Origin of the sequence: Pseudomonas sp. IT-P171 (genome assembly GCF_949767765.1) — a bacterium.
Lineage (GTDB): Bacteria > Pseudomonadota > Gammaproteobacteria > Pseudomonadales > Pseudomonadaceae > Aquipseudomonas > Aquipseudomonas fluorescens_B.
Window position 1 is genome coordinate 102,062 of record NZ_CATKQN010000010.1, and the last position, 22,337, is coordinate 124,398.

A 22,337-nucleotide genomic window follows, 5' to 3' on the forward strand; every position below is an offset into this window, starting at 1 on the left:
GAACCCGACTCGTAAATATCCGCTGACAATCAACGACTATCCGTTTGAAGCCCCGCTTCGTAGCAGACCGTTTGTAAAGTTCTCCCATCCCACCCCAAGACATCGGTACGACCGGGAGGGCAAGCCCAAGTGACAGAGCTTCCCGAGATAGGAATGCTCCGACCTGGATCTATGGGATAGTTCAAGGGTTCCGCGATAGCATTACTGTTTGAGGGGTTCACCAGACTGGAACAAAGAGGCGATACAGCGTTACTCGATCGCTGTCCCTGACCGGAACTGCATACATATAAACTTATAGGTTCTGAGCAGCCATTAAAACGTTCCGCTTGCCCATCTCGACCAGGCCGAACTTTAATGCAATGATTCAAACTGGGCACTACACAACCACGAATCGAACCTGATGGCGTGTATCGACAATTCTCCTTTTTTGACTCTGCTGAAACTAAACCCTGACCATATGTCGCAGAAGCTCGGCCTGAATTGAGCGATTGCATAGATTTATTAGCAACATCTTCATCACCGGCAACTGCACCACCAATTCCTTCAATAAGCACTCCTTTACCATACTGTGTCCCGCCCATCGATTGCATTGCCTGCCCAGCCCCTTGTAGTAGACCGCCTATGATGTTGCCAATCCCGGATGACTCATCACCAGAGCCTGAATCAGGCTCTGTCGTAGCCACAACAGCTCGACTCTCCCCAAAACGACGGACCTCCCCGGTTTTAAGATTCGTTGCGGTTTTCCAATTTTCTATTTCTCCCTCATCGAATGTACCAACCACTTCTGCACTCACATCTGCGCTCTCTATCTTCGCTGTACCGGGGCCTTGAGGCAGCAGATTGAATATCCCACCATTATAAACAAATGACTCGGCACCTCTTTGATACTTAAGAGTACCTCTTACCAAAGAACCATGCTCAAACACCCCTTCCCCTTTTACATTCTCCCCCCCTTTTACAAGGGTAATTACCCCTTGCCCCTCAGCAATGCCTTTAACACAACGTCCATCCCAAGAGACTTTTTCACTCTTCCCTATTGCACTATCCATAATGTAGATCTGACATCCCTTTATACTTACCAACCCAGGAACTTCCTTCCAATACACAAAAAGCTTAACTATCTTCTTAAGCTCAGGATGAGAAGAGGACCAAGCCACAACAGCCTTTACGACCTTATTTCCTTCCGACTCGGTAACTGGCCCCATCAAATATAACCCTCCCTCGATTACGTAAGCAGCAATACGTTGGGGGCCGGCGATACCAGAATTTTCTACAACTAGATCTAACTGCTTTGCCATTGTTAAATCGTAGGATTTATCACTGCGGGGCGCTGACTTCAGTTCATTATGAACCCGTAATACGCCGGGAACGGCAGAAACCGCATTCACCACGGTTTTCGCTAACGCGGGAGATTCAATCATTCCAACAAGCAACACCTCATCTCGATGAACACCTACATCAAAACTCGAACGGTTGATCGGAAGACCTATAAGTACCGCATGCACCTTTCCTTCCAGCGCTTTATCTTTGTTACTTTGCATGTAACTAGAATAAGTCATAGTCGGAAAGGCCAAAGACGCAAACAACGCGATAAAATGAATATACCTATACATGACCACCCCGCGTTAGATAGGAACAAAGCCAGTCATAAACCACGAAAAAATTCGCACACACTGCACAGTAGTCGGGCTTTTCAAAACCGTCTAGCTAACGCGTCATGAAATTCTTAACAGCGCACTCAGGACAAGCTTATGAAGCTTTCAAAAAATTTTTAGCGTCCCACAGAGCACCTTTCAAAAGGTAATCGGAATAAGCTCACCTGTAACGTTTATGAAACATCGAGTCCAAATAATTAATTAGTTCCAAGACTCACAGTCGCTTGCACAATCATCCTCAACCACTCCCAATTTTGATATGGGTCACGGCTTCCCCGGAGGTGGGTATAACGTCTCAGGGAGTTCCAATCTCTATGTCCAGAGACGCTGGCAACCCTGGGGATGTCCCAGTCCATCTCAAATAGCCGACTAACGCCATCGTGTCTCAGATCGTGAAAGTGTAGGTCCTCAATCATAAGAAACTTGCAGGCCTTTGCCCAAGCCGTAGAGATTGACGAAGAATTGTACGGGAATATTTCAGCACGTTCTTTTGGCATGCTTTGAAGAATGTTCCAGGCTTCGTCAGGGACGTAACACCAAACATTATTCCCAATCTTCTGCCCCGGGTTTTTCATGTCCCGTACAAGCACGCGCTGACCTTCCTCATCGACATCAGCCCAAAGAATGCGGCAGATCTCGTCCTGCCGACGCGTTGAGAACAACGCGAAACCAGCCACCTTCAGCATATTGATTGAGCTGGGACGGCGTTCCAAAATGCCAACAAAGTGCTTAAGCAACTTATCCAGTTCATCCTTGGTTGGCCGCCGGTCCCGCTCACGGCTTTTCATGTTATAGCCCAGCTTCCTCAAAACCTTTCGAGCATCCGTCATTGCATGCGGATCGACCGCATATCCCCACGCAGGTCGAGCAATCGACAGAACAGCCCCAAGATGGGCCAGGTCATTGCCAGCAGTCTGCGGTTGAACGCCGCCGCCCTCCTTACTCATACGCCATAGCGCAAAGTCCACCAACCGCTGACTATTGATGTCGGAGTCAACGGTCTGCCCGAAGTCCGACGCAGCAATGGCATTGAGGGTGGCATCCTTGGTTTTACCCAAGGGGCGAACTTTCTCCATCTCATCCAGGTACTGTTTGATCATGTCCTGGACGGTAATACCCTTCCGATTCGCTCGCTCAATCGCACCTGGTTGATCGAGGTCAGCCTCACGTCGGCGCACCCAAGCTTGCGCCGCCTGTTTTCGGGCGAACGTTTGGCTCTCTTGGTAGACTTGCACTCCGTCGCGCTTGATGCGGATCTGAGCCGTGTAGCTCACTGTCCCATCCGCCAGTTTTCTTGCCCTGATAGTCGCCATATCGAAAGTGGTACGCGTCAGTTTTGAAGTGGTACATCGTACCACCGAGAGTCAAAAAACGCCCGAAAACGCCCCAAAACACGCTGAAAATATGTAGAGCAAAATGGTACCAAACACCCACTCCAGCCCAACAAACACAAGCCCTGCGCTGTCTCGGCGGTTCAGCGTTGCACCCATGATGGACTGGACAGACCGCCACTGCCGTTTCTTCCTGCGCCTGCTCTCCAAGCACGCCCTCCTCTACACCGAAATGGTCACAACCGGCGCGCTGCTCAACGGCGATCACGACCGCTTCCTGCGTCACAACGAAGCCGAACACCCGCTCGCCCTGCAACTCGGTGGCAGCGTTCCCCTGGACCTGGCCGCTTGCGCGCGCATGGCGCAGGAGCACGGTTACGACGAGGTGAACCTGAATGTCGGCTGCCCGAGTGATCGGGTGCAGAACAATATGATCGGCGCGGTGTTGATGGGGCATCCGCAGTTGGTGGCGGATTGTGTGAAGGCGATGCGCGATGCGGTGTCGATTCCGGTGACGGTGAAGCATCGGATCGGGATCAACGGACGGGACAGTTACGAGGAGTTGTGTGATTTCGTCGGCACCGTTCGCGATGCCGGGTGCACGAGTTTTACCGTGCATGCGCGGATTGCGATTCTGGAGGGGTTGTCGCCGAAGGAGAACCGCGACATTCCGCCTCTGCGGTATGACGTGGCGGCGCAGTTGAAGAAGGATTTTCCGGAACTGGAGATTATTCTCAACGGCGGGATCAAGACGCTGGAGGCCTGTCACGAGCATTTGCAGACGTTTGATGGCGTGATGCTGGGGCGCGAGGCGTATCACAATCCTTATGTCATGGCCGAGGTGGATCAGCAACTGTTCGGCAGCACGGCGCCGGTGATCAGCCGGGCCGAGGCGCTGGCGCAATTGCGGCCTTATATAGCGGCGCATATTGATGCGGGCGGTTCCATGCACCACATCACCCGGCATGTGCTGGGGCTGGGCACCGGGTTTCCGGGGGCGCGCAAGTTTCGGCAGTTGTTGTCGGTGGATATTCACAAGGCCAAGGAACCTTTGGTGTTGCTGGATCAGGCGGCGCAGTTGCTGAAAGGACGCTAACGGTCACCCGGGTTGAACCTGCGCCCGGATTTGGCATCGTATTTACGGACACCGCGCCCCGCCATTCAAACAGCCGTTTTCAGGTTGTTGCCGCTGGGGCCTTCGATACGTACATGCGCCCTTGAGTGGCTGTCAGCGCTCGGGTAATGTCATTAGACCCATAGGACAGAGCACGCCCATGACTTCCAAGCTGGAACAACTCAAACAGATGACCACCGTGGTTGCCGACACCGGCGACTTCGAAGCGATTGCTCGCGTTAAACCGGTGGACGCTACCACCAACCCTTCCCTGCTGCTCAAAGCGGCGGCCATTCCCGCTTATGCCGAGTTGCTGAACGCTTGCGTCAACGACTGCAAGGGCGACGTGGGCCTGGCCAGCGACCGTTTTGGCGTTGCGGTAGGGCAAGAGATTCTGAAGGTGATTCCGGGCCGTATTTCCACTGAGGTGGATGCGCGCCTGTCGTTCGACACTGACGCCGTATTGAAGCGTGCGCACCGTCTGATCGAGCTGTACGACAAGGCCGGCATCGGCCGTGACCGCGTGCTGATCAAGATCGCTTCCACCTGGGAAGGTATCCGCGCTGCCGAGATTCTGGAAAAAGAAGGCATCCAGACCAATCTGACGCTGCTGTTCTCGTTCGCCCAGGCGGCCGCGTGCGCCGATGCGGGTGTGTTCCTGATTTCGCCGTTCGTGGGCCGGATCTACGACTGGTACAAGAAGGCCAACGGCAACGACTACACCGGTGCGGATGATCCGGGCGTGCAATCGGTGACGCGCATTTACAACTACTACAAGGCCAATGACTACAAGACCGTGGTCATGGGCGCGAGCTTCCGTAATCTGAATCAGATCGAGCAGTTGGCCGGGTGTGACCGTTTGACTATCAGCCCTGACTTGATCGACAAGCTGGCGGCGGACACAGGCAAACTGGAGCGTAAACTCGCTCCGGGTCATGCCGGCGAAGCGCGCTTGAACCTGAATGAAGCGCAGTTCCGTTGGTTGTCGAACGAAGATGCGATGGCAACCGAGAAACTGGCTGAGGGTATTCGTCAGTTTGCCCGTGATCAGGAGAAGCTTGAGTCGCTGTTGCAGGCCAAGTTGTGATGTAGTTTCGACGCCATGCAAAAAGGGCGAACCCATTGGGTTCGCCCTTTTTTTGTGCGGCTTTGAGGCAGATGAAGAACGGTGGCGAGGGAGCTTGCTCCCGCTCGGCTGCGCAGCAGTCGTAAAGCGATTAACCGGGATCTGGCTGACCCAACGACGTGGATGTTTCAGGGCCGCTTCGCAGCCCTGCGGGAGCAAGCTCCCTCGCCACAGGGATCAGTGACGCTCTAGGGCATTCACCAGATCATGGAACGCTTCACGATTCGAATCGTTCAGCCCCATCAGGATCTTGTGTGCTTCAAGCACCTTGATCCGCACCACTTCCTCGGACTGATCCTGGTCTGGCAGGTCGGTCAGGCATTCAGGGCACGGGATCGGGCGGTCAACGATGTTGAACACCTGCTCGAAGCCCATGGACTGAAGCAGACGGGTGATGTCTTCGTGGGTGGTGACGACGGTCGGCAGCAGGCCGACCTTTTGCCGCGACAGGATCGACAGTTTGGCCAGCAGGCCAAGGGTAGTGCTGTCGATGCTGCGGGTTTCGGTCAGGTCGATCACGATCGCGTTGAAGTTCAACGCCGTGAAGATCCGCTCAATAGTCGCATCCAACGCCGAACACAGGGTCAGGCGAACTTCACCGACGAACTTCAGGACAAAGGTGCCGTCCTGCTCGGCGAACTGGATTCTACCGGTACTCATTGAAGATTCCTGCTCAACACCAACAGGGCGATATCATCCGGCATCTCCCCTAGCGTGGCCAATCCAAAAACCTGCCGCAGCCCATCCAGGGTGCCGCCCGCTGCCTTGACCCGTTGGGGCAAAGCCGCTTCTTTTTCTTTGAGTGTAGGCTCTGGCAAAAGGTCCAGAATGCCATCAGACATCAGCGTCAGGCTGAACGTCGGCGGCAGTTCCAGCACGTGGTCTTCGTAGGTGGCTTCATTGAAGAGGCCCACCGGCAGGCCACGCCCTTCCAGATAACGGACACTGTCTGGCGTGTACAACACAGGCAACGGCAAATGACCGCCGATGCTATAGGTCAACAAACCTGTCTCCTCGTCGATGACTCCACCGACCATTGTGACGTGTTTACCCAGCTTACAACTGATCAGGCCCCGGTTGATATGACCAAGGACCTCTGAAGGCTTGAATTCCGGCAATGTACCGTTGCGCTTGGATTCAAACAGCAAGCGCGTGGTCATGAATTTCAGCAGCACGGTAACGAAGGCTGAAGAGGCGCCATGGCCGGAAACGTCCGCCAGGTAGAACGCTACCCGACGCTCGTCGACCCGAAAGTAGTCGACGAAATCACCCGACAGGTACAGCGACGGGATGATCTGGTGAGCAAACTGGAACTCGTCGATGGTCCACGGGCTGACCGGCAGCATGTTCATCTGTACCTGGCGACCGGCGTTCTGGTCTTCCTGGAGCAGGTTCAGGCTGGCTTCGAGCTCACGATTGGCCTTTTCCAGCTTCTCGCGATAGCGCTGGTTTTCCAGCAGCAGGCGCGCGCGATCCAGGGCCCGGCGCACGGAGTGCTCGAGCACAGCCAGATCTTCGAGAGGCTTGATCAGGTAATCCGCTGCGCCCAGGCGCAAGGCCTCGACCGCGTCGTTCATCACGCCGGCACCCGACACCACAATCACTGGGGTTTGCGGTGACCGCTCGGTGACCTGGCGGATGAGTTCGAGTCCGCCCATCTGCGGCATGCGAAGATCGCAGATGACCAAGTCGGGCTTGTCTTGCTCGAATACCTGAAGACCCTGCTGGCCATTGCTGGCCTGCAAGACGCTGAAACCACTGTCTTCCAAATAGGCGGCGAGGCTCGCGCGCACTACTTCGTCATCATCGATTATCAGCAGCGTGGCACTGGTTTTTGGCATGTGGGCAAACGGCGCCAGAATTAGGTTGGCGTAGCAGGCTGGGCAATTGACCCCGCGCACACTACTGGATTCGCTTTCTAGCCTCTCTGTTGCACCGCTTTCGGGCATTCACCCTACTCGCAGGCACACCAGAGGTGCCCTTCTAAGGCGCAGACGGTACTCCCATCCGCGGGGCGTTTCAAGCTCACGCCGATGGTCGCTTGACGTCTTTACTTGTCAAATCACCGGGAGTTATAAGAACAGGCAAAACCGTAACCCAATGGAAGGACCAAGCCCATGAGTCAAACCGATCGGGACTACAGCGAAAAGCGTGATTTCATCCGCATGCGGGTGGATGCCGACGTTGCGCTCATTCATGAAGGAGACGAGGTTGCAGGCGTCTGTATCGACCTTTCCAGCAGTGGCATGCAGGTTGAGGCGCCTCGTTTGTTCAAGGCAGGTGACCGCCTTAGCGTACGGATCGATTCCGATCATGCGGCACTCAAAGGCCTCGAGGCCGACACCGAAGTGGTGTGGGTCAAAGAACAGGACGGCGGCAGTCAGAAACTCGGCCTTACAATCTTGAAGATGAAATAACCGGGATCCAAAACCAAAGAAGGCGGCCAACAGGCCGCCTTCTTCGTTTTACCGGTCGTGATCAGAAATCGTCTTCGACCTGACCGTCCTTGACTTTGAATTCGCGGTTCTGCAAGTACGCATTGCGGATGAAGGTGTACTTGTCGCCAGTGATGAGCTTCTCGGCGGACAGAAGGCTGGCGCGGGTATCGACAATGTTCAGACCGAAGATCGAGTTACGCACCGGCACATCGTGAATGTACGGGTATGGGCCGGTGTAGCCATCGACGTATTTCGCCGGCGCATCACGCAGAGTGCTTGGGCCGAGAAACGGCAGCATCACGTACGGACCGCTGCCTACGCCCCAGTAGCCCAACGTCTGACCGAAGTCTTCGTCGCTGCGATTCAGGCCCATTTTGGTGCCCACGTCGAAGAAGCCCAGCACGCCAAAGGTGGTGTTGAAGATCAAGCGCGCGGTATCGACCCCGGCGGCGGCCGGTTTGGCCTGCAAGATGTTGTTGGCAAGGTTGGTGACATCACCGACGTTGCGGAACATGTTGTGGATGCCGTCTTCGAGAAACTGCGGGGTGACGAACTGGTAGCCCTGCGCCAAAGGCTTCAGCGCATAGGTGTCGACCACATCGTTGAATTTGTAGATGGGACGGTTGATGCTTTCCCAAGGGTCATCTTCCGTGGCTGCCTGGGCAACGAACGGAGCCAGTAAGGCACTGGCGCATACACAAAGCTGAGCTAGATGATTGCTCCAGCGCATAGAAAACTCCTTGGTTTGTACTGGCGCGGGCGTCTTGGCCCGGGCATTAAGCTGGCTAGTATAAGATGGAAAAGCCGCTTTAGGCAGTATCGTGCGTGATGGCCTTCGGATGATTCGCCCTGAGTGTAAGTGATTCACATCTATGTCATCCAACTGTCACCGGCCGCGCATAGCCTTGTCGCTATTTCAAGGACGTTGACATGCCGCACGCCGAAACCTTGCCCCTCGCCACGCCCAGCCTGACCGCCGTCTTGTTCGGCCTCAGCGGTTGCCTGGTGGATTTCGGCGCCCGGACGCGTCAGCACGGCGCCCACTGTGCCGAGCACGCTGAGGTCACCCCGGGCGCCCTGGATAGTTTGCACAGCTTGCAACGTCAGCAGATTCCCTGCGCCTGGCTCGACGAACTCACCCCTGCCCTTAGCCATTCCCTGGCCGCCGCTCTGCCGGAATGGATCAAACCTTCGCAACACCCCGCAACAATCAATCCCTGGCCCGCGCCGAATGCGTGCTGGCAAGCCTTGATGGCGTTGAATGTCGAGCGCCTGGATGGCTGCGTGCTGGTCAGCGGCGAACCGCGACTGCTGCAGTCGGGCCTGAATGCCGGGCTGTGGACGATTGGCCTGGCCTCCTGCGGCTCGCTCTGCGGGCTGGCGCCCAGCGAATGGCAGGCTTTGAGCCAGAAAGAACGCGAACACCTGCGCGGCAAGGCGACAGTGCAGTTGTTCAGTCTGGGCGTGCATTCGGTGATCGATCACCTGGGCGAACTCGACACTTGCCTGGCCGATATCAGCCTGCGTCGTCTCAAGGGTGAAAAGCCCTGACCGGGATCATGCAGGTTTCGCGCGAGTGGATTAATCTAAAGGTCAGCCATAGACCTTTGGCGCACTGCCGCGGTCTATGCCAGTGCCTATCGATAAAAGGAAGAACGCCATGCCTGCCCGCGAACTGCAACAACAGCTCAACACTCTGCGCGAGCAACTGGAACAGAATCCACCGCTGACCGAAGCCGAGCGCGAAGACCTGCATGCGCTGATGCAACAGATCGAACTTGAAATCGAGCTCGAAACCAAAACCCAGGACTCCAGCCTCGCTGACGGCGTAAACCTGGCCGTCGAACGCTTCGAACTCGAACACCCTGCCATTGCTGGCACCTTGCGCAACATCGTATTGACCCTGGGCAATATGGGGATCTGAACCCGCCGGATACAAAAAAGCCCCGCTATCGCTAGCGGGGCTTTTTCATATCTGCGATTTGCAACGCAATCCCTTTGGGTACGAGCCTGCTCGCGGTTGCGGAGTGTCAGTCAACATCAATGCTGAACGTGCTGGACTCATGGTGAGCAAGCTCCCACATTGGTACTTTATTGACGGACCAGACGGTGGTTCGGCAATTGGACGTCTTCAGTGCTGCGATACGGATTGATGTCCAACCCGCCACGCCGTACGTAGCGCGCATACACCGTCAGCTTCTCCGGCTTCAGCAACCGTTGCAGGTCGAGGAAAATCCGCTCCACGCATTGTTCATGAAAGTCCGAGTGCTGGCGAAAACTCACGATGTATTCCAGCAAACTCGCATGGTCCAGCGCCGCGCCACGGTATTCCACCGCCACGCTGCCCCAGTCCGGCTGGCTGGTGACCGGGCAATTGGACTTGAGCAAATGACTGTGCACGCTTTCCTCGACAATGCGCGACTCGTCGCAACGCAGCAGCTCCGGCCGCGGATGCTCGTAGTTGCTGACGCTGATCTCCAGGTCATCGATGCACACGCCCGGCAGCGCCACGACGCCTTCGGCTTCAACGTCTTTCAGGCTGCGAATCCGCACGCCAACCGGTTTACCCGCCGCAGCGGACAGGTCTTTCACCAGTGTCGCTTCAAGGCTCGCGGTGTCGGCAAACGGCGTCTGGTTCAGCGAATTGAGGTACAGCTTGAACGACTTCGATTCGATGATGTTCGGCGAATCCGCCGGGATGCTGAATTCGCCGATCGCCACCACAGGCTTGCCGGACGGCAACAGCCACGACAGCTCGAAGCAGTTCCAGAAATCCACGCCCTTGTACGGCAGGGTTTCAGCCGTCAGACCCAGCTCTGCCCATTTCGCGGTGCGCGGGATCGGAAACAGCAAGGACGGCGTGTACGTGGCGATGTATTCGCTGGATTTGCCCAGCGGCGAGTGTTCGGCTGCGGGATGCATGGCGGAAACCTGACTGAAGAATCAGCGGATTCTACCAGCCTTTGTGCCCGCCTTTGAGTGCTTACTGACTGACAGTCAACTTGCCGACCATGCCTGCCTGATAATGGCCAGGGATATTGCAGGCAAATTCCAGGCTGGTGGCCTTGGTGAAGGTCCAGGTCAGCTCCGCGGTTTTGCCAGGTTCAACGAGGACGCTATTCGGGTCGTCGTGTTTCATCATTCCGTGATCCATGCCAGCCATCGAACCGTGGCCCATTTCCTTCATGCCTGTAGGCGTGAGCATGCCGCTCTGCTGCATCTTCAACATTTCCTGCTGATGTTTTGCATGCATCGCCGCACCGCCGAGGTTGAATTCGTGCAGCAACTGGCCTTTATTGACCAGAACAAAGCGAACTGTCTCACCCGCCTTGAAATCGATAGCCTTGGGGGTGAACGACATGTCGCTCATCACCACTTCGACGCTTCGATCAGCCTTTGCAGCCGGGGCCGGTTGACCGAAGTCGTAGGTTTGCGCAGGCGCTGCCCACGCCGGTGAGCTCAGCGCCAGCAGACACGCGACCAGCATCAGAGGTTTGCGCAAAAACATAGTCGTACTCCAACAAGATAAGGTTCAGCCTGTGGAAAACTTTAAACTGCCGCCACTGCCCACAACCTGACAGCCAGATTACAACTTTGTCAGGTTGGCCTGTACTGACGCTGCCCACGGTATAAAGCGTTCGTTCCACTTGCCTCGAGTCGCCCATGAAACTGCTGATCGTCGAAGACCAACCGAAAACCGGCCACTACCTGCGCCAAGGCCTGGCCGAGGCCGGTTTCAACACGGAGCTGGTGGCTGACGGCAGCACCGGCCAGCAATTGGCGCTGAGCGGCGATTACGCGCTATTGATCCTCGATGTGATGCTGCCGGGGCGCGATGGCTGGCAGATCCTGCAAGCCGTGCGCAGCGCCGGCCTCGACACGCCGGTACTTTTTCTGACGGCACGAGATGCGGTGGAGGACCGGGTCCACGGCCTCGAACTCGGCGCCGACGATTACCTGGTCAAGCCGTTCGCCTTCTCCGAACTGCTGGCCCGGGTTCGCAGCCTGTTACGCCGTGGCAGTGCCGCGCCTCAGGAAACCAACCTGCAACTGGCCGATTTGCGCCTGGATCTGATCCGCCGCCGCGTCGAGCGCAGCGGCCAACGCATCGACCTGACCGCCAAGGAATTCGCCCTGCTGGAAATGCTCCTGCGACGTCAGGGTGAAGTGCTGCCCAAGTCGCTGATCGCGTCCCAGGTCTGGGACATGAATTTCGACAGTGACACCAATGTCATCGAAGTCGCCATCCGCCGCTTGCGCCTGAAGATCGACGATGAGTTCCCGAACAAGTTGATCCACACCGTGCGCGGCATGGGTTATGTCCTTGAAGAGCGTCCTGCCTGATGCGCCGACTGTCCTTGAGCAGCCGCCTGGCGCTGCTGTTTGCCGCCTGCACCGCCGTGGTTTCATTGTTCGCCGGGGTGTTGTTCAGTCGCGCCAGCGAGGCGCACTTCGTTGAGCTGGACCAGCAATTGCTGAGCGGCAAGTTGATTGGTTTGCGTCGAGCGCTTCACGATCTTCAGTCCAGCGAAAGCGAAGTCAGGTTGGCGGAAGAATTGAACCGTCAGGCGGATCTTTCACTGAGGATTACCGGCAGCGACGGCCAGCGTTGGTATGACAGTTCGACGCGCTTGCCCGACAAGCTGCCGCACAAACCAGGCTTGTCGACCATCAATGACAACGACACCGACTACCGCGTCCTGAATGCGCCGTTGTTTGTGGACAAGCCTGACTCACCGCAATTGACCCTGCTGCTGGACATCACCCATCACCAGCATTTTCTGCAGCGCATGCAACACCTGATCTGGCTCACCGTGGGTTTGTCGGCCCTGGCCACGGCGCTGCTCGGTGCATGGGCGGCGCGCAGCGGTTTGCGTCCATTGCGCCGCATGAGTGCGGTTGCACGCGGTGTTTCGGCGCAATCGCTCAACGCACGCCTGCCCGAAGACGACATGCCGCCAGAACTCGCGGAAATGGCCCACCACTTCAACGCCATGCTCGGACGCCTCGACGACTCGTTTCAGCGGCTCTCGGCGTTTTCTGCCGACATCGCCCATGAGCTGCGCACGCCGCTGTCGAACCTGCTGACGCACACCCAGGTCACCCTCACCCGCCCGCGCCCCATCGAGGATTACCGCGAAGCGCTGCACAGCAACCTCGAAGAAGTGCAATGGATGGCGCAACTGGTCAACGACATGTTGTACCTGGCCAAGGCTGACCACGGTTTGCTGATGCCCAAGCGTGAACCGCTGGAACTGGCGGACGAAGTGGACGTGTTGCTGGAGTTTTTTGCACCGCTGGCCGAGGACGCCCAAGTGACATTGAGCCGCGAAGGCACCGCGCGCCTGGTGGGAGACCGGAGTATGTTGCGCCGGGCGCTTTCGAATTTGCTGGATAACGCGCTGCGGTTCACGCCGGCCAAGGGTGAGGTCAGGGTGCGGATTGTTGAGCGACCAGAAGGTTTGTGCCTGACGGTTGAGAACAGCGGCGATGGGATAGACGGGGTGTTGCTACCGCGACTCTTCGATCGCTTCTACCGGGCGGATCCGGCTCGACAGGAAGGCAGCAGTGAACATGCGGGGTTGGGATTGGCGATTACCCAGTCGATCGTTCGTGCCCATGGCGGGCAGATTCGTTGCGAATCGGCCGATGGATGGACCAGGTTTGTGATCGAGTTGCCAAAGAGAGATTGAGGCAAGCAGTCTGGCCTCATCACGAGCAGGCTCGCACCCACAGTAGATCGAGTTCAATCACACCGTAGTGCACGACTCATAACCCTGTGGGAGCGAGCCTGCTCGCGATGGCAGTACAACTGATTACGAATACCGCAACGCGTGAGCCGGCTCGATCTTCGCCGCACGCCACGCCGGGTATACCGTGGCAAGGAAGCTCAACACAAACCCCGCCGAGCAGATCAACAACACATCCCCGCCCTGCAACTCCGAAGGCAGGTTACTGACGAAATACACATCGGAACTGAAGATGTGTTGCCCGCTCACCCGCTCCATCCAGCCCACCAACTCACTCACGTTCAGTGCGGCGATCACGCCGAGCACGCCGCCGATCAAGGTGCCAACCACCCCGATCACCGTGCCCTGGACCATGAAGATCGCCATGATCTGTCGTGGCGTGGCGCCGATGGTGCGCAGGATCGCGATGTCCGCGCCTTTGTCGTTCACCACCATGATCAGGGTGGCGATGATGTTGAACGCCGCTACCGCAACGATCATCAGCAACAACAGGCCGATCATGGTTTTTTCCATTTTCATCGCGCTGAACAGGCTGCCCTGAGTGTGAGTCCAGTCGTCAGCCTTGTAAGCCGTGCCCAAGCCGCCAGCGATGTCGCTGGAAACCTGCGGCGCCGCGTACAAATCTTTCACCGCCAGGCGCACGCTCTGCACCTGATTCGGTTCCCAATGCTGCATCTGCGCGGCATCGGCGACGTGGATCAGCGCCATCGAGCCATCCAGCTCTGCGCCAACCTTGAACACACCCACCACGTTCAGACGCTGCATGCGCGGGGTAATTCCGCCCGGCGCGTTGCTGACTTCCGGCACGATCAGGGTGATCTTGTCGCCGACATTCAAGCGGAAGCGTCTTGCCGTGATCTCACCGATCACTACACCGAACTCGCCCGGTTTCAAGGCATCGAGACGGCCCTGAACGATGTGCTGGGCAACGATCGAGACCTTGCCTTCCAGTGCCGGATCGACGCCGCTGACCTGAATCGGCTGCATCGTGCCTTTATAGGAGAGCATGCCTTCCATCTCGGTGAACGGCACGGCGGCGGTCACTTCCGGGTTTTTCATCGCGGCGGCGGCCACCGGCTGCCAATCGTCGATCGGCTTGACGCCGACGATGGTTGCGTGGGGCACCATGCCGAGGATGCGCGAGCTCATTTCGCGCTGGAACCCGTTCATCACCGACAACACCACGATCATCGCCAGCACGCCGAGGGCGAGGCCGATCATCGAGGTCATAGAGATGAACGAAACAAAGCGATTGCGGCGCTTGGCGCGGGTATAGCGCGTGCCGATAAAGATCGATAACGGTCTGAACATTCGCTGGGGCACCGTATAAAAACAAAAAGACCCGACGTCTTTTCAGACATCGGGTTTCGACCAATCAGATAGGCGTCAGGCAACCTTCCTGCAAATGCAGGACGCGATCCATCTGGCGAGCCAGGTTCATGTCGTGGGTCACCACCAGGAACGCCGTGCGCATCGAGGTGCTGAGTTCCAGCATCAAATCCTGAATGCCTTGGGCGGTGTGGGAGTCGAGGTTGCCGGTCGGCTCGTCGAGCATCACCAGGCCTGGCTTGTTGACCAGGGCGCGGGCGATGGCCACACGCTGACGTTCGCCACCGGACAATTCCGCCGGTTTGTGCTCGAGGCGATGGCCCAGCCCTACCCGCTCCAGCAACGCCGTCGCACGCTGGCGCGCTTCTGGGATCGCGGTCTTGCCGATCAGCAGCGGCATGCAGACGTTTTCCAGTGCGGTGAACTCCGGCAGCAAATGGTGGAACTGGTACACGAACCCGAGGGAACGGTTACGCAGCAGGCCACGATTCTTCTCGCTCAGAGCCGAAAGCTCTTGGCCGTCGAGCCAGACGCTGCCCTTGGTTGGCGTATCGAGGCCGCCCAGCAGGTTGAGCAAGGTACTTTTGCCCGACCCCGACGTGCCGACGATCGCTACGCGCTCACCCGGATGCAGCTCCAGTTGCAGACCGGCCAGAACCTCTACCGACTCCGGGCCTTCCTCGTAGGATTTACCCAGGTTGCGGCAGCTCAAGATTGCTTTATCACTCATGCCCGACTCACTCATAACGTAGCGCCTCCGCAGGCTGGGTGCGCGCGGCACGCCAGGCTGGATACAGGGTGGCGAGGAAACTCAGGATCAACGCAGCGGCGCAGACCATCAACACATCCTGGCTCTGCACTTGCGACGGCAGGTAATCGATGAAGTACACGTCGGCGTTGAGGAACTTGTGGCCGATCAGGCCTTCGAGGGCCGAGATCGCGGCGCTGACGTTCAGCGCGGCGAAGATCCCGACCACGGCGCCGATCAGCGTGCCGAACACGCCGATGACGGTGCCCTGGACCATGAAGATCGCCATGATCGAACCCGGCGTGGCGCCGAGGGTGCGCAGAATGGCGATGTCGCCCTTCTTGTCGTTCACCACCATCACCAGCGTGGAAATGATGTTGAACGCAGCCACGGCAACGATCAGCAGCAACAGCAAACCGATCATGGCTTTTTCCATGCGGATCGCCTGATACAGGTTGCCATGGGTGCGCGTCCAGTCGCGGGCGTAGAAATGGTCTTCACCGAGTTGCTGGGCGATGTTCCATGCGGTACGCGGGGCCTGGAACAGGTCGTCGAACTTCAGGCGGATGCCCTGCACCTGATCCGGTTTCCAGCGGTGCAGCTTCGCCAGGTCCTGCAGGTTGGTGACGCCCAGGTAACCGTCGATCTCGCCCGCGCCGACATGGAAGATGCCGACCACGGTGAAGCGTTTCATGCGCGGGAACATGCCGGCCGGGGTCACGGTGACTTCCGGCGCGACAAAGGTCAGCTTGTCGCCAATGGCCGCGCCGAGCTTGGCGGCCGCCTTGTCGCCGATGACGATGCCGAAACTGCCCGGTGCGAGGTCATCGAGTTTGCCCTGCAGCATGAACTTGTCGATGATCGATACCTGGCGTTCCAGCGCCGGGTCGATGGCATTGAGCAGCACTTTGGAGACTTTGCCGTTGTTGGTCAGCAACCCCTGCATCTGGGTGAACGGCGCCACGGCCGTCACTTGCGGGTTCTGCTTGACCTTGGCAGCGAGGTCTTGCCAGTCGCTGATCGGCTCGCCGGACTCGATGGTCGCGTGGGGCACCATGCCCAGCACGCGGGTGCGCATCTCATGATCGAAGCCGTTCATGACCGACAGCACCACGATCATCACGATCACGCCAAGGGCAAGACCGATCATCGAAGTCAGGGAAATGAACGACACAAAATGATTGCGACGCTTTGCACGGGTATAACGCGTGCCAATAAATACGAAGAGAGGTCTGAACATGTCGGGGCTTGTTCGGAGGGAAAAGGAACGTCCTTGTGGCGGGGGTCGATAACCAGCTTTACACTCAGACCACCGCCGCTACCATGGGTTCGCCATGTCGACATTAGATGAAGAAGATCGCCGCGAATACTACCGTATCGAGGACACGATCGCACTGGAAATTCGGCCCCTGTCCGCTCCCGAAGCCGCAGGCCAGGAAGTGTTGCAGGATGCTTCCCCACTCTTCAACCTGCTCAGCGAACTGCACCTGAGCGAATTCGAATCGCAACACCTGTTGCGCCAGATCAGCGAGCGCGACCGCAACCTCGCGGCGTTCCTGAAATCCCAGAACAAACGCATCGATCTGCTCAGCCAGGTGATCGCCATCACCGTGCTCGGACAGATCGGCGAGCCGCAGCCTGTGATCATCTCCGAGGGTGGCGTCGACTTCCAGCACCCCACACCGATTGCCGCGGGCACGCACCTGTCGGTGAAACTGGTGCTGATGCCGCAAGCCCTCGGCCTGTTGCTGCGCGCGCGCGTTACCCATTGCGATCGCAAGGGCGACGGCTACGACGTCGGCACCGAGTTCGAACGTCCGACGGATGCCCAGCGCCAACTGCTGGCCCGCTACATTTTGCAGAAGCAGGCCCAGGAACGACGTCTGGCCCGCGAAAACGAATCAGGCATTTAAATTAAGGAAGAACCGTGACCCTCATCTACGGCCATCGCGGCGCCAAGGGCGAAGCACCGGAAAACACCCTGACCGGCTTTCAGGAATGCCTCAAGCACGGCGTGCGCCGCTGCGAACTGGACCTGCACCTGTCCATGGACAACGAGTTGATGGTCATTCATGACCCGACCCTCAAGCGCACCACCGACCGCCGCGGCAAGGTGGTCGAGCACACCGCTGCCGAGCTGGTGACCTACGACGCACGCAAGGGTGGCCCGGGCTGGATCAAGCCGTGCCCGATCCCGACGCTGGAAGAACTGTTCGAGAAATGCGACTTCGAGCACTGGCAGCTGGAAGTCAAAAGCGCTTCACGCACCCGCGCCGCAACCACCGTGTTGGCGATTCGCGAAATGGCCCAGCGTTTTGGCATGCTCGACAAGGTCACCATCACCTCGAGTTCGCGAGAAGTGCTGAAAGCGGCTTTGGACCTGGTGCCGGACGTGTCCCGCGGACTGGTGGCCGAATACGCCTGGCTCGACCCGCTGAAGGTCGCGGCAAGCTATGGCTGTGAAATTCTGGCGCTGAACTGGACCCTGTGTACGCCGGAACGCCTGGAGAAGGCGCAGCGTCAGGGGTTGCATGTGTCGGTGTGGACAGTCAACGAGCCCGCGCTGATGCGCAGACTCGCCGACTTCGGCGTTGACAGCCTGATTACAGACTTTCCCGGTTTGGCCACTGCCACGCTCGAGAATTGCTGAAATCGGTCTCCCCGGCCGGCTCAGGCCACCGGCCGGAGCCACTCAAAAAAGCCGGTTGAGGCCATCGTACGCCGCTACCCGATAGGCTTCGGCCATGGTCGGGTAGTTAAACGTCGTGTTGACGAAGTACTTCAGCGTGTTCAATTCGCCCGGCTGGCTCATGATCGCCTGACCGATGTGCACGATCTCCGACGCCTGATAACCGAAGCAGTGAACGCCCAGCACTTCCAGCGTCTCGCGGTGGAACAGGATCTTCAGCATGCCCTGAGGCTCGCCGGCAATCTGCGCACGCGCCATGCTCTTGAAGAATGCCTTGCCGACTTCATACGGCACTTTGGCCTGCGTCAGCTCCTGCTCGTTCTTGCCGATCGAGCTGATTTCCGGAATGGTGTAGATGCCGGTCGGCACGTCATTCACGAAGCGCCAGCTGTTGTTGTCGACGATGCTGCCAGCGGCCGAACGGCCCTGGTCGTGCGCGGCACTGGCCAGGCTCGGCCAGCCGATCACGTCACCGGCACCGTAGATGTTCGGTACGCAGGTGCGGTAGGCCTCGTCGACTTCGATCTGGCCACGGCTGTTGACCTTGACGCCGATATTTTCCAGGCCCAGCTGATCGGTGTTACCGGTTCGGCCGTTGCACCAGAGCAAGGCGTCGGCCTTGATCTTCTTGCCGGACTTGAGGTGCAGGATCACGCCGTTGTCCACACCTTCGACGCGGTCGTAGTCTTCGTTATGGCGAACCGTGATGTTGTTGTTGCTGAAGTGGTAGCTCAGCGCCTGGGAAATTTCCGAGTCGAGAAAGCTCAGCAACTGACCACGGTTGTCCACCAGCTCGACCAGCACGCCCAGACCGCTGAAGATCGACGCGTATTCGCAACCGATTACCCCAGCGCCGTAAACGATGAGTTTGCGCGGGGTGTGGCCGAGGCTGAGGATGGTGTCGCTATCGTAGATACGCGGGTGATGGAAATCGATGTCCGCCGGGCGATAAGGACGCGAGCCGGTGGCGATAATGATGTGCTTGGCCACCAGTTTTTCGACCACGCCATTGGCGCAGACCACTTCGATGGTTTGCTCGTCGGCAAAGCTGCCGGTGCCGAAGAACACGTCGACGCGGTTACGGGCGTAGTAGCCGGTGCGCGAAGCGACTTGTTTGGAAATGACTTTCTCGGCGCTTTTCAGTACGTCCGGGAACGAAAACCAGCGCGGCTCACCAATGGCCCGGAACATCGGGTTGGTGTTGAACTGCATGATCTGCCGGACCGAGTGACGCAGTGCCTTGGACGGGATGGTACCCAGGTGGGTGCAGTTGCCGCCGACCTGGCGACGGCTGTCGACCATCGCCACCTTGCGCCCTGCTTTGGCGGCGTTCATTGCCGCGCCTTCTCCCGCCGGGCCGGAACCCAGCACCACCACGTCGTAGTTGTAGACAGCCATGCGTACTCCTCAGAACAGGCCGCGGCGCCCTCGGCACCTGCGGCTAAATCACGCCGATCTGCGGCGTGAAGGAACAATTTGGGGCCAGTGCAGAACCCGGACACAGTCTATAGAAGCGTCAACGCCGCGCACATTAACCCTTGGTCGCGTCGTAGGCTACTTTTGCCTGCACTACAACGCCAGTCTTCAATGCGCGAATCGCCGCAATCATTCGGTTTTACCGCCACTGAGGCGTTCAAAAGCCTGATTGGTTCGTGTGACGAAACCTGTATCGGCACGAATCACAAAGAATGCACCGATATTGTGAGTTTCGGCATAGTCCCAACCCCGTTCAGGACCGAGAATCAGCAACAGCGTCGATAAGCCATCGGCCATCAACGCTGAAGGATGAATCACCGTGACCGACGCCAGGGCGTGTAAGACCGGCGCACCGGTGTGGGCATCAAGGGTGTGGGAATAACGTTTCCCATCCTGCTGAAAATAATTGCGGTAGTCCCCGGAAGTGGACACGCCATAGCCGTCCACATTGATGATGCGCTGAGCCACTTGCTGGTCATCGCGGGGCTCCTCCAACGCAATCTTCCAGGGTAAACCGTCGGGTTTCTTGCCCGCTGCCTTGAGTTCGCCAGTGACTTCGGCGAGGTAGTTGTGGATGTCCATGGCTTCGAGCCTTGCGGCAATGGTGTCGACCGCGTAGCCCGCCGCGATGCTATTGAAATCGACCTCGACGGCCGCGTCCTTGCACAGCTGATCACCCTCGATGCGCAAGTGGGTGTGGCCGACGCGTTGCTGCATCTCGGCAAGCGCTTCGGCGCTCGGGACTTTTTCTTCGCGCGCCTGCGGACCGAATCCCCATAGGTTGAGCAGCGGTTCCACCGTCAAGTCGAAGGAGCCGTCGCTTTGGGACGACAACTGCTCGCCCACACGGATCAATTCGAGTACAGGGCCGGGCATGACCTGGCAGCGGCCGGCCGGCAATGCGTTGAAGCGAGCAGTGTCCGAGTCGCTGCGATAGGTCGAGAATTGGCGATCCACTTCGGCGAGGATATTTTCTACTTCGACCTGCACCGCTTTCGGCCCGGGCGCAGAGGAATGTCTTACGTATTGGATGGAATAACGACTGCCCATGGTCGGGCCGTCGAAGCGTTCCAGGCTGGCGCCGTTGCCACAACCGGACAAAACGCCGGCCAGCACCATAAGTCCACCCCACCGTCCAGTTAACAAATCTTCATCTCCCCTCAAAACCGCGCCCGCCATTATGGGGCTCAGAGCGCATGAGAGCGAGATCTGCCAGCGCCCGTGAGCCAGACGCAAAACCTGTGGCCGCGAGAGCGACTTGCCGATCTCGTTCCCACAAGCGCAGCGTTTCAAACAAGATTTACCAGCGCGAGTACCTACAAATGCCTTCCAATACGAGCAACGGCAAAGCGATTTTTCGCGTCGTCAGCGGAAACTTCCTGGAGATGTTCGACTTCATGGTCTACGGCTTTTACGCCACGGCCATTGCGAAAACTTTCTTCCCCACCGACAGTGCTTTCGCCTCCCTGATGTTATCGCTGGCCACGTTTGGCGCCGGCTTTCTCATGCGTCCGCTGGGTGCGATTTTCCTCGGTGCCTACATCGACCGGCATGGTCGTCGCAAAGGGTTGATCATCACCCTCGCGATGATGGCCGCGGGCACGGTGTTGATTGCCTGCGTGCCGGGTTACGCCACATTGGGCGTGGCCGCGCCGCTGCTCGTGCTGTTCGGTCGCCTGTTGCAGGGTTTCTCGGCGGGCGTGGAGCTGGGCGGTGTTTCGGTGTATCTGGCCGAGATTTCCACACCGGGACGCAAAGGCTTCTTCGTCAGTTGGCAGTCCGCCAGTCAGCAAGCGGCGGTGGTTTTCGCCGGCCTGCTGGGGGTTGTCTTGAACCACTGGCTCAGCCCGGAAGAAATGGGTGACTGGGGCTGGCGCGTGCCGTTCCTGATCGGCTGCATGATTGTGCCGGTGATCTTCGTGATTCGCCGTTCGCTGGAAGAAACCCCTGAGTTCCAGGCACGAAAACATCGCCCTACCCTGCGGGAAATCGTCCGCTCGATCGGTCAGAACTTTGGCATTGTCATCGCCGGCATGGCATTGGTGGTCATGACGACCGTGTCGTTTTACCTGATCACCGCCTACACCCCGACCTTCGGCAAAGCCGAACTGCATTTGTCGGACCTGGATGCGTTGCTGGTGACGGTGTGCATCGGCCTGTCGAACTTTTTCTGGCTGCCGGTGATGGGCGCTGTGTCCGACAAAATCGGGCGAAAACCGCTACTTCTCGCAGCAACTATTCTGGCGATTCTTACTGCTTACCCGGCCCTGTCGTGGCTGGTTGCAAACCCGAGCTTTAACCATTTGCTGATTGTCGAGTTGTGGCTGTCGTTCCTGTACGGCTCGTACAACGGCGCCATGGTCGTAGCGCTGACCGAGATCATGCCGGTGGAAGTTCGTACGACCGGTTTCTCTTTGGCCTACAGCTTGGCGACCGCAACCTTCGGTGGGTTTACACCGGCAGCCTGTACGTACCTGATTCATGTGCTGGACAACAAGGCAGCGCCGGGGATCTGGCTCAGTGGCGCGGCGGTGCTTGGATTGATTGCGACGCTGGTGTTGTTCAAAGGCAATCGGCATGAACTGCGGACCGCGCAAGCAGCGGTGGTCGGCCGCACCTGATAGATCGCCATCGCTAGCAGGCTAGCTCCCACACTGGATCTGTGGCGTTCACAAGCCCCC

Annotated in this window: 22 protein-coding genes; 10 read left to right on the plus strand and 12 right to left on the minus strand. The window is 58.1% G+C overall.

Annotation, left to right across the window (positions count from 1 at the left end; all coding sequences use genetic code 11):
• Positions 1 to 29: 29 nt before the first annotated feature.
• Positions 30 to 1,613 (minus strand): BON domain-containing protein, encoded by a 1,584-nt coding sequence (locus ACM6I5_RS08425; protein ID WP_414883573.1) that lies wholly within the window; start codon positions 1,611 to 1,613, stop codon positions 30 to 32.
• Between the two features lie 239 nt (positions 1,614 to 1,852).
• Positions 1,853 to 2,968 (minus strand): tyrosine-type recombinase/integrase, encoded by a 1,116-nt coding sequence (locus ACM6I5_RS08430; protein WP_414883574.1) that lies wholly within the window; start codon positions 2,966 to 2,968, stop codon positions 1,853 to 1,855.
• A gap of 103 nt (positions 2,969 to 3,071) precedes the next feature.
• On the opposite strand from ACM6I5_RS08430, the gene dusA reads away from it, so the two are divergent.
• Positions 3,072 to 4,082: a tRNA dihydrouridine(20/20a) synthase DusA gene (gene dusA / locus ACM6I5_RS08435; RefSeq protein WP_414883575.1), complete on the plus strand. Its 1,011-nt coding sequence runs from the start codon at positions 3,072 to 3,074 to the stop codon at positions 4,080 to 4,082.
• A 178-nt stretch (positions 4,083 to 4,260) separates the two neighbouring features.
• Positions 4,261 to 5,187 carry a transaldolase gene (gene tal / locus ACM6I5_RS08440; RefSeq protein WP_017339861.1) on the plus strand — a complete coding sequence of 309 codons (927 nt, stop codon included), beginning with the start codon at positions 4,261 to 4,263 and terminating at the stop codon, positions 5,185 to 5,187.
• Between the two features lie 216 nt (positions 5,188 to 5,403).
• Here tal and rssC read toward each other — a convergent pair whose 3' ends face one another.
• Together rssC and rssB are read right to left on the minus strand one after the other, a co-directional pair.
• Positions 5,404 to 5,886 (minus strand): anti-sigma factor antagonist RssC, encoded by a 483-nt coding sequence (gene rssC / locus ACM6I5_RS08445; protein WP_007935262.1) that lies wholly within the window; start codon positions 5,884 to 5,886, stop codon positions 5,404 to 5,406.
• Positions 5,883 to 7,067 carry a two-component system response regulator RssB gene (gene rssB, locus ACM6I5_RS08450; RefSeq protein ID WP_017339862.1) on the minus strand — a complete coding sequence of 395 codons (1,185 nt, stop codon included), beginning with the start codon at positions 7,065 to 7,067 and terminating at the stop codon, positions 5,883 to 5,885. Before rssB ends, rssC begins: the two co-directional genes overlap by 4 nt.
• A gap of 276 nt (positions 7,068 to 7,343) precedes the next feature.
• On the opposite strand from rssB, the gene ACM6I5_RS08455 reads away from it, so the two are divergent.
• Positions 7,344 to 7,643 (plus strand): PilZ domain-containing protein, encoded by a 300-nt coding sequence (locus ACM6I5_RS08455; RefSeq protein ID WP_017339863.1) that lies wholly within the window; start codon positions 7,344 to 7,346, stop codon positions 7,641 to 7,643.
• A gap of 61 nt (positions 7,644 to 7,704) precedes the next feature.
• Here the strand turns inward: ACM6I5_RS08455 and ACM6I5_RS08460 are convergent, their stop codons facing one another.
• A complete protein-coding gene (locus ACM6I5_RS08460; RefSeq protein ID WP_017339864.1) occupies positions 7,705 to 8,394 on the minus strand; it encodes a VacJ family lipoprotein in 690 nt (229 codons plus the stop codon).
• 200 nt (positions 8,395 to 8,594) lie between these two features.
• Between ACM6I5_RS08460 and ACM6I5_RS08465 the strand changes: the two genes are divergently transcribed.
• On the plus strand, positions 8,595 to 9,215 hold the full coding sequence (locus tag ACM6I5_RS08465) for an HAD family phosphatase (protein ID WP_414883576.1): 621 nt from the start codon (positions 8,595 to 8,597) through the stop codon (positions 9,213 to 9,215).
• A gap of 109 nt (positions 9,216 to 9,324) precedes the next feature.
• On the plus strand, positions 9,325 to 9,588 hold the full coding sequence (locus ACM6I5_RS08470; protein WP_414883577.1) for a DUF4404 family protein: 264 nt from the start codon (positions 9,325 to 9,327) through the stop codon (positions 9,586 to 9,588).
• A gap of 167 nt (positions 9,589 to 9,755) precedes the next feature.
• On the opposite strand, the gene queF is transcribed toward ACM6I5_RS08470, so the two are convergent.
• Positions 9,756 to 10,586 carry an NADPH-dependent 7-cyano-7-deazaguanine reductase QueF gene (queF, locus tag ACM6I5_RS08475; RefSeq protein ID WP_150631595.1) on the minus strand — a complete coding sequence of 277 codons (831 nt, stop codon included), beginning with the start codon at positions 10,584 to 10,586 and terminating at the stop codon, positions 9,756 to 9,758.
• Between the two features lie 61 nt (positions 10,587 to 10,647).
• Positions 10,648 to 11,172, minus strand: coding sequence for a plastocyanin/azurin family copper-binding protein (locus tag ACM6I5_RS08480; protein WP_414883578.1), 525 nt, complete (start codon positions 11,170 to 11,172; stop codon positions 10,648 to 10,650).
• Between the two features lie 155 nt (positions 11,173 to 11,327).
• On the opposite strand from ACM6I5_RS08480, the gene ACM6I5_RS08485 reads away from it, so the two are divergent.
• Positions 11,328 to 12,008: a heavy metal response regulator transcription factor gene (locus tag ACM6I5_RS08485; protein ID WP_414880125.1), complete on the plus strand. Its 681-nt coding sequence runs from the start codon at positions 11,328 to 11,330 to the stop codon at positions 12,006 to 12,008.
• The gene (locus ACM6I5_RS08490; RefSeq protein WP_414883579.1) at positions 12,008 to 13,357 is read left to right on the plus strand and encodes a heavy metal sensor histidine kinase; all 1,350 of its coding nucleotides are present in this window, start codon (positions 12,008 to 12,010) and stop codon (positions 13,355 to 13,357) included. The genes ACM6I5_RS08485 and ACM6I5_RS08490 overlap by 1 nt, the downstream gene beginning before the upstream one ends.
• A 123-nt stretch (positions 13,358 to 13,480) precedes the next feature.
• Here the strand turns inward: ACM6I5_RS08490 and ACM6I5_RS08495 are convergent, their stop codons facing one another.
• The 3 genes from ACM6I5_RS08495 to ACM6I5_RS08505 form a co-directional block, all read right to left on the minus strand.
• Complete coding sequence (locus tag ACM6I5_RS08495) at positions 13,481 to 14,725, minus strand: lipoprotein-releasing ABC transporter permease subunit (RefSeq protein ID WP_414883580.1); 1,245 nt, start codon at positions 14,723 to 14,725, stop codon at positions 13,481 to 13,483.
• A 64-nt stretch (positions 14,726 to 14,789) separates the two neighbouring features.
• Entirely contained in the window at positions 14,790 to 15,473 is a 684-nt protein-coding gene (gene lolD, locus ACM6I5_RS08500) for a lipoprotein-releasing ABC transporter ATP-binding protein LolD (protein WP_017339872.1), read from the minus strand.
• A 7-nt stretch (positions 15,474 to 15,480) separates the two neighbouring features.
• The gene (locus tag ACM6I5_RS08505) at positions 15,481 to 16,731 is read right to left on the minus strand and encodes a lipoprotein-releasing ABC transporter permease subunit (RefSeq protein WP_414883581.1); all 1,251 of its coding nucleotides are present in this window, start codon (positions 16,729 to 16,731) and stop codon (positions 15,481 to 15,483) included.
• 94 nt (positions 16,732 to 16,825) lie between these two features.
• Between ACM6I5_RS08505 and ACM6I5_RS08510 the strand changes: the two genes are divergently transcribed.
• Positions 16,826 to 17,404: a PilZ domain-containing protein gene (locus ACM6I5_RS08510; RefSeq protein WP_017339874.1), complete on the plus strand. Its 579-nt coding sequence runs from the start codon at positions 16,826 to 16,828 to the stop codon at positions 17,402 to 17,404.
• Positions 17,405 to 17,418: 14 nt separating this feature from the next.
• Positions 17,419 to 18,141 (plus strand): glycerophosphodiester phosphodiesterase, encoded by a 723-nt coding sequence (locus ACM6I5_RS08515; protein ID WP_017339875.1) that lies wholly within the window; start codon positions 17,419 to 17,421, stop codon positions 18,139 to 18,141.
• Between the two features lie 42 nt (positions 18,142 to 18,183).
• Here the strand turns inward: ACM6I5_RS08515 and sthA are convergent, their stop codons facing one another.
• The gene (gene sthA / locus ACM6I5_RS08520; protein WP_007907752.1) at positions 18,184 to 19,578 is read right to left on the minus strand and encodes a Si-specific NAD(P)(+) transhydrogenase; all 1,395 of its coding nucleotides are present in this window, start codon (positions 19,576 to 19,578) and stop codon (positions 18,184 to 18,186) included.
• Positions 19,579 to 19,785: 207 nt separating this feature from the next.
• A complete protein-coding gene (locus ACM6I5_RS08525; RefSeq protein WP_414883582.1) occupies positions 19,786 to 20,775 on the minus strand; it encodes an FAD:protein FMN transferase in 990 nt (329 codons plus the stop codon).
• Between the two features lie 203 nt (positions 20,776 to 20,978).
• Between ACM6I5_RS08525 and ACM6I5_RS08530 the strand changes: the two genes are divergently transcribed.
• Positions 20,979 to 22,277: an MFS transporter gene (locus ACM6I5_RS08530; RefSeq protein WP_414880129.1), complete on the plus strand. Its 1,299-nt coding sequence runs from the start codon at positions 20,979 to 20,981 to the stop codon at positions 22,275 to 22,277.
• Positions 22,278 to 22,337: the final 60 nt, after the last annotated feature.